This window comes from Kistimonas ophiarachnellae (assembly GCF_057552235.1).
Genome location: NZ_BAAJPA010000027.1, coordinates 21813 through 29560 on the forward strand (window position 1 = coordinate 21813; position 7748 = coordinate 29560).

At 41.1% G+C, this 7748-nt stretch carries 8 protein-coding genes and 1 pseudogene; 2 read left to right on the forward strand and 7 right to left on the reverse strand.

The window, feature by feature from the left end:
- Nucleotide 1: 1 nt before the first annotated feature.
- From AC27K1_RS21230 to AC27K1_RS21250, 5 genes are all read right to left on the reverse strand, one after another.
- Complete coding sequence (locus tag AC27K1_RS21230) at nt 2-835, reverse strand: hypothetical protein (protein ID WP_487152794.1); 834 nt, start codon at nt 833-835, stop codon at nt 2-4.
- Between the two features lie 443 nt (nt 836-1278).
- Nucleotides 1279-1788, reverse strand: coding sequence for an RDD family protein (locus tag AC27K1_RS21235; RefSeq protein WP_487152795.1), 510 nt, complete (start codon nt 1786-1788; stop codon nt 1279-1281).
- A gap of 567 nt (nt 1789-2355) precedes the next feature.
- On the reverse strand, nt 2356-3087 hold the full coding sequence (locus AC27K1_RS21240) for a hypothetical protein (RefSeq protein ID WP_487152796.1): 732 nt from the start codon (nt 3085-3087) through the stop codon (nt 2356-2358).
- A gap of 718 nt (nt 3088-3805) precedes the next feature.
- On the reverse strand, nt 3806-4699 hold the full coding sequence (locus AC27K1_RS21245) for a hypothetical protein (RefSeq protein ID WP_487152797.1): 894 nt from the start codon (nt 4697-4699) through the stop codon (nt 3806-3808).
- A gap of 19 nt (nt 4700-4718) precedes the next feature.
- Nucleotides 4719-5111, reverse strand: a complete 393-nt coding sequence (locus AC27K1_RS21250) for a DUF3703 domain-containing protein (protein WP_487152798.1) — start codon at nt 5109-5111, stop codon at nt 4719-4721.
- Nucleotides 5112-5753: 642 nt separating this feature from the next.
- Here AC27K1_RS21250 and AC27K1_RS21255 point away from each other — a divergent pair.
- Nucleotides 5754-6554, forward strand: a complete 801-nt coding sequence (locus tag AC27K1_RS21255; protein WP_487152799.1) for a hypothetical protein — start codon at nt 5754-5756, stop codon at nt 6552-6554.
- A 65-nt stretch (nt 6555-6619) separates the two neighbouring features.
- Nucleotides 6620-6691, forward strand: a pseudogene (locus AC27K1_RS21260) (hypothetical protein); the annotation flags it as partial.
- Nucleotides 6692-6746: 55 nt separating this feature from the next.
- Here AC27K1_RS21260 and AC27K1_RS21265 read toward each other — a convergent pair.
- On the reverse strand, nt 6747-6992 hold the full coding sequence (locus tag AC27K1_RS21265) for a hypothetical protein (RefSeq protein WP_487152802.1): 246 nt from the start codon (nt 6990-6992) through the stop codon (nt 6747-6749).
- A gap of 410 nt (nt 6993-7402) precedes the next feature.
- Nucleotides 7403-7702, reverse strand: coding sequence for a hypothetical protein (locus AC27K1_RS21270; RefSeq protein WP_487152800.1), 300 nt, complete (start codon nt 7700-7702; stop codon nt 7403-7405).
- Between the last annotated feature and the right edge of the window lie 46 nt (nt 7703-7748).

Genomic DNA, 7748 nt, shown 5'->3' on the forward strand with positions numbered 1-7748 from the left:
TTTATACGTCTTCATGTAGTTTGTGCTTGAGTTCTTTCAAAAACAGGCTGACTTCCGGTTTCGTTACTTCACTGGCCCAAACCGGATGTTCGCAGTAATGGACTGGAGGGCTGTCGCTGGCATTAAAGTTCGCGATGTTGCCTGCAATATAAACATCATCTTTGGTTCGCCAATAATCGACACTGTGTTTGAAATGGTAGAGTGCGTTCAGGTTGCCATTGCCGGTATCCAGCGCGTTGTAAAGTGCATGAATATAGGCGAGGTAGTTATCCATGTTTTCCTGAATGGAGTCGGCGGAATAGAGTCCCCGGCTAACAACATGCCCGATGGCAGGACCATAAGCCTGTTGATCGTCCTGAGGGTTTCTCTGGTAGACATGCGCATAGCTGTCGCCTAATGCATGGATGAGGAACCCGACTTTCCAGTCGTTTTCCCGGCGATCCAGCCGGGCGTAGCCATTAATTTCATTAACCAACCGTGATCGCCTGACCGTTATCTGTTCTTTGTCACCCCCATGCAGTGAGTGGAGGATGGCATTGACGTCATAGCGGTAGTCCCACTCCCAGGGGATTAACGTCGCCCAGACAGAAACCGCAGGGGCAGAAAACCGGAACCATTGGGCATCGGGCACCTGGGAGTAGAGCGCATAGCTTTCTGCGCTGTATCCGGGGACGCCGGCAATGGTGGCAACTATGTGAGTGGTATTGATATGGCCGTCAGGTTTCCACTTGTTTCCGTTCTCGCAGTTTGTCTGACTGTTTGTGTCAGGCCACCAGGTGTTTGTACTACAGCCTGCCAGGCTGAGCACCATGAAAAGAGAGAGTAATATTCTCATAAACGCATTCTTGTTAATGGACTGTATATGTATGACATAAGTCGGCTATGGTGTTAATGGCCGATAAGACAGCCGGTTTGGAATATCTGTGAACAAGATTGGGACTGCAAACCGGTGGCTGAATAAAGATTGATATTTGATCAATTGATTGTCTCTTGCGCCATTATTTTTTGACTCTCTAAGCGTTGTATGTATTCAAGAACATTCTCTCGCTCTTGATAAGCACGATATTTTTGCAGCCCAGGAAGTAGATGAAATCTTACAGCTGCATTAATCATAAGGTATTTATGCTGAAGAAAAGATAGTTGTTTACGAATACGACTTAAGCGTTATCAGGTTGTCATCCCTGATAACGCTTTGCTCAATACATGTGGTGTTGTGAAGGTAACAGAGGGCAGTCATGCAGTTATTTCTTCGTGTTAAGCGTATTTGCCCGACGTAGCTTATTGGTCTGGGAAAGAGACCTCTTCAGTTCCGCGATTGCGATTCCGTACCACCACAGTGCCAGCTAACTTGTCATGCCATCCCTGCTTTCTGCTATCCCAGGCGACCCAAAGGAAGCCGAGAAAGAAGGGGATCATGGATAGAATGTAAGCGAAGTAGCGGATAATAAAACGAACAGTAGTCGGTTTCTTACCCGTTTTGGCATCAACGATCTTTGCGTTGATGAGCATCTTGCCCGGTGTGGCCATTTTATAGACCCAAAACAGTAGGGTAACGACCAACGGAAGTACATAGTTGATGACAATATCAAAGGTGCCACTGGAATAGCTATTCGAGGAATAATAATCGACACCGTAAACCAGCATAAGCAGTGGCGTTGTAATCAAAATGATCAAGATCGAATCAATGATTGCCGCGCCAAGTCTGATCCAAAAGCCGGCATATTCATATTGCTGGTTGTCAGATGTATTGCGTAGATCAGATTCCGGGGGTTGATATACATTGTTCATATTGATATCACACGTTTTTATTAGAGGGTAGGAGTGGGGTTTTCTTATCTTTTACATGTTTTATCCTGATGGAGTCAAGTTTTCTGTTGTTTTTAGATGTGGTTTATGAAGCTGATAATCTTCTTTTTATTATTCTTGTCAGCAACGGGTAGAAAGTTTTTGCTATGTAAATGCCAAAACCAAAAAGAATTATCCACTCAATATCAAACTTTCCATCCTGAATGATGAAATATTTTACGGGCAGTATGAAGATTAATACTTGTAAGCAAAATCCTATGCAGAATCTTAGGGTGTCGAGAAGTATGTTTGTGTATTTGGGCATTATCCTGGGTTCAACATGGCTGTTAACGACATACCATATGATTCCATATACGACAAAGAATACGTGTAATAACATGTGTGACCTATTTTTGAATTAATGCGGCTTGAGAATACGGTTGATTTTTCCCTGATCTATGTACTTTTCCAGGTTAGAAAACCTTTTGCAACAGTGTCATTGCATGAGAGCTCCATTACTGCTGTAAACAACCTTTTTTAGTGGCACCCTAAATTAGAGTTTTCCGGCTGCTATGCGCTTTTTGTAGCATATTTATGCGCAATCGGGTCGGTGATCACAACGGTGTCGCCTCGAAGCATAAAGTTTCCACCGTGAAGATCCATCTTTCCAACGGCTGAGAAGGACGTCAAAATATCAAACAGGGTTTTGATAAAGTCTTCATGTTCATCAATCACATTGTCATTAACAACAGACGGGCTTTGGTTGTCAGGCTTCTTAAACAAGTGAATGCTGGAGTCCTTTATCTGATCGACGAAGCTGTCCAGTGTTTCAATCTCATTGGGAAAATTGTGTTGATGTGTGTCAAACGACTGGAGGACATCTTTGAAGGCTCTCCACAATACGCCAAAGTCAATATCATGGAAATCTTCTGGATATAATGCACCTTTTTCACGCTCACTAATATCGGCCAGGCGTTCAATGACGAAAAAACGTACAATTTTGCCGCCGGGTAGCTCAATAACATCTTCCCGGTGAATCATGGGAAGGTGCGGGTTGTCTTGATTTTCAGGGCGCATACACCAACGAGCGAATATGTAGTAGCCATCATTGTTTTCAGTGCAGACTTTAACAACTTTTTCTGGCTCATCGGGAAGACGGTACACCATAGCGTAGACGCCAGCGGCCACAGAAATAAACTCAGTGCAACGATTGAGGTATTGCTCAACATCGGACTTGTAGTTCACTTCTTCCATTTCCACGAGATCGTTGATTTCTTTAATGGTATCCAGATAAATATTCATTTTTATATTCACCCCGTAAATCAGGGGTGGAAGAGTCAGCGTGATGGAACATTGTCCTGTCCGTTCATTTGTGAACGTATCAGCCACATTGACTAACAAGACACTATAATTAGAAGCCAAAATGATGGCCTGAAGTCTTTTATGGGTTTTTCAAAAGTCAGAAGAGTCTCTTGTTTGTATTAACGCTTCCTTTTGTAAAGTCTCAATGAGAAGGATAAAAATGTCATAGATTATTCATCTTGTTGGTATCATGAGCCTTGCGGCTTGTTATAAGCTGATCGGTACATTAAGCATGACGGATTTTTATTTTCAAATTGCTTTGAATTAAGTAAGCCATATGTTAATCATACGTGCTACAAGCGACAGGCTCACTAACATAAGCGATACGGTAATCGCTTTACTCATGCTTTTCATTATGTGAATTCATAAACTATTTTCAACAGGCTTTTTCAAGATAGAGTTGTCTTAGAATACTGTTGCTTTTTATACCGTTAGAGGAAAAAAATACGCAAGTAGCGACAGCTCATGTTCGAATGCGTTTTTATCCTAACGTACCCAAAGCAAGGTTGCAAACCGTCGGAAAATGTCTGTCAGCTCGACCGGCACCGAAATACATTATCAAAAGTGGTCGCTCGCAGTTGCTGTAAAAAATAACGATTCGCATGCGTCCCTGAAAGGCCGGTGTTTGTCGCAACGGGAGAGCATAGATTGTCTGCTGTTAGTGAGGTTGAAAATTCAGGTTTTGTAAAAAGTTTGAAAAATGCTGTCTATTGGTTTGGTAGCTTCCATCCATGCCTAAATAAGCGACTAAATAGGAACCATGGTTTTTATGGATAAAGGCGGCCTCTTTGTGGAGTAATGACGCTTGATCAAAAGTGTATAAAGTATCAGGTTCATGCACGCCGGAACGCCTTTGCTTGTCATTTTCTTTTATACCAAACTTATCCAGCCAATAGTGTTTAAAGACTTCACTGTCAGTACCGGGGGAGTAAATCAGCATTAAGGTGGCTTGGGATTTTCCAGCTTGTGAATTGTCTTTTGACGCACCCGTAGAAATACTGACTAATTGAGTTTTCATGCCGTTTGTTGCATTGAACTCATTTATGCCCCAGATCATGAAGTAGTAGGGGATTTTAAATGACCAATTCCCTGACGTTGAGTGGACATGATACATATCCTCTTTCGCGGATATTTCTATGCCATCAACGACTTTCATGAGTTTAGGTATCCTTTTGGCATTATCGCTTTTGAGCCTGTTATAAAAATTGTGGCTGCCATAAACACCAAGCTTTTCTGACCACGAAAATAATGTTTCTAATATCAAGTCGTGCTCGTCAGGTAAAATCACACCTTTTTTCTTTTGCAGGTGAGAGACATAAGAGGTTATCAGGTAATATAAATGCTCCCTGGGGCCTTTCATTGTTTGAGTGTTAAGTTTGTTATAGTTTTCATTCAGCCAGTTATTAAACACTGTGGAACCTACAACAACCTCTTCATAGCTGAAAACAGGCTCCTCCAGTGGCGTTAATGAATAGCCGTCCATTGGGAGGGGTTTATCCGCAAATGCAATAGGACTCATTGCCATGAATAAGATAAGAAAGGCGTTTCGCACAAACTCTCCTTGCTGTATGTCATGCCCGATTATCATTAAGTATTTTTTGTAAATCTTCAGGGATTGGCATAGGTTTCAGAGGGTTAACATTCGTTCCACCGGTATTTCCAAGGGGAACCCATATTCTTGAGAAAACTACAGAGGCAATAATGCGCATGAACTGTCCGAAAACCTCTTTAACACTTTTCCTTTTTAAACCAATTTTTAGCATCCACCAATGAGACCATGTATGAGGAATAATATAGGCTTGGCCAAGAATATGGGCGCGTTCCAGCTTTGCAAAAGAAGAGGCAAACTCTCCGTTTTTATACAACCGGATAGCTTGGTCCATCTCGTTATTAAATGCGTCTTTTAAACTTTTTTTCATTTTTTTTCTGCCTTTTTGGTTTGGATTCAGGAACAGGATGAGCATTCATTCCTTGCCTGTGTGTCTGTAGCACAAACCCGATCTAACTCTTGCCGCAGTCATTTGAGCATCCTGCTGACGGCCGCAGGATGCATTTGACGTTAAACTCAGTCTTGATCACTGAAGCGATAATATCCTGTGACCTGAGAGTTTTATAAAACCCATACGCAGTGGGGTTTTTAGTCAGGACGATCCGTGAAAGTGTTTCTCGTTGTTCTGGTGAGAGCCCGGTATTTTTACTGTGAGCGATTAGTCGTGTTTTTAAGGCTTCAATACCGCCGTCATGATAGCGCCCAATTCAGCGATAAAAGCAAGACACATCAGTACTGTATTCTTCAGATAGAGCCTTGACAGAAGCGCCGTTCAGCCATTTTTGAATAGCTTCAATCCGGATAGCTTCCCGTACGTCATGGGATACTTTACGACCATCGACTCTGCTCATGAAAATCTCGATAACTGAGGCATCATGGTACATGCTGTTGAATTGCAAAGCGTTGGCTCATACCAATATGTCTAAGTTCAGTTTTACTGCTTCAAAAATGGCAGCATCTTGATTCATGATTGTTAGTGAACATAACCAGAGATTGTGAAAGCATATTACAGAACTCTATGAAAACTGATAAGCAGTATTACTTTTAAGGAATTAGCATGAATATACATTCTTCTCTTAATTTAAGAGTTAAAGAAACACATAAAGAACCTTTTTCTCCTGAACGAAAAAATAGTGGTTCTCATCAGAATGTCCAAAGTTATGCATTGTCAAAAAAGACAAATAATACTGTTAATAAAACATCGCTTACATATAGAGGCGCTGAATCTTTGTCAAACAACAGGCTCATGGAAAGACAATGCTTTCAGCCACTCATCATGTCCAGACGATTTAGAAATTATATGGCTAATTTAAAAAAACACTCATCCAAAGAAGATATGCAAATCGGGCTGATGTGCAGATTTAACGGTAATGATTCCCTTGTTAATGTCTTCTGGAATGAGAATTATGCTCACCAAAAGACCGAAATGAAAAAAGGATATAATCGTGAAGAAACAACAAAAATGGCTTTAACAAAACATGGCTACGATATTAGCACAAGTCAGCCTGCCATAGGCGGACATGTAGAAGAGATCTTCATTAAATCCTGGGCTTCGCTTATCAAGTATAATGAGTGCTTTCCTAAAACCGTTGACATTGTATTAACTCTTAGCCCTTGCTTTAATCATTCCAGTCCCTATTTGGACAGCAAAAAACATTTGTGGCCGCCTGGTTGTGCTCCAAAGCTTTATAAGTTAATCACAGAAAGCAACTACGTTAAACAATGGAATATTATATATTTTTCAAAACCTGACAACGATGTCAGCCAGCAAGCGCTTTTGAAATTAATGCGTCACCCAAAGGTAAGTGTATTCTCATACGACCCTGAGCAGGATAGCGAACCAGTTCTACAGCGTTAGATTGCTGGCTGTTACCACCACTTCTAAATGGCCATTTTTCACCAGTTTGAGATGTCCGGGGCTGGATGGGTTATTTCAGAATAATCGAATATTACTGGCCTATACCGTTGCTGGATCAATGGATACGTCGGCGCATCCGTTGCTGTTTTATCAAGCAATGGCGTAAGCCGAAAACCCGTTATAGAAATTTGGTCAAGTTAGGCGTGGTGGTAACAGGTATCGATATAGCCAGTATCCACAAGGTCCGGCTTCATAGGCAAAAAACAGTTTTGATGCCTTGCTTTGCAGTCGGCGGATCAGGCGATCAATATCGCGGTGTAATGTGCCGATGGTGCCGTAATCCTGAACAGTATCATCACGCTCACTGCCAATGTAGGCGACGGCAATGGATGTTTTCTGCGTATCCAGTCCGATAAACAAGGTGCTATCTATACTCATCGCTGGCCTCCGATCATTTTCTCAGGCTTGCCTGATGCGGCTCTGGTTAAAGCTAGCCCGCGTATTATTCGGAGGCCAGCTCTTACCGGTCAGCGGGAGTCATTATGTCTAGGCGCCTACTCTCCGACATGCAACCAATCACTTTCTCTAAGGTTACTCATAAATTTCAAAACAATATCAAATTGTTTTTTCTCATATGCCCATTCAAGTTGTGATTTAAATCTTATTGTTTTTTCTTCATTAGAGGCAATATGCCAAGCGGCAAGAATTAATGGTAACTGTAGTGATTACCGGTTAGAATAATCTGTTGCTTTTAATAGATTATATAATTCATTCCATTTTTTAGGTAGAGGGTAAATACGATTATTTATTTGCATTTTGTTAAGAGCATTATTTAACGGATTCATTTTTTATTTTTTCACCAGAGAATAAAGCTTTACAGTAATTTTAGATGAATCATTATAATCCAGTATTCCACCTGTTTCTATTCTGGGGTCAGTTTCAGAACATTGCGTTAATATTTTATCTATTAAGTCTATTACACTCTCTTTTCCATCACTTGGATTCATTTGAACATTAGTCAGGGACTGTTCAATCACATCCGGGTGATCAGACTCCAGATGTTCAAATAATCTTTCAGCACTAAAAAGAAGAGGTGAATATTTTTCAAGTACACTATAAAGGGCTTTTGTAAGTTCTGAATAGTTCATGATATATCCTTTTATCGTTAATTGTAATTAGCTTTATTTTTGCAGT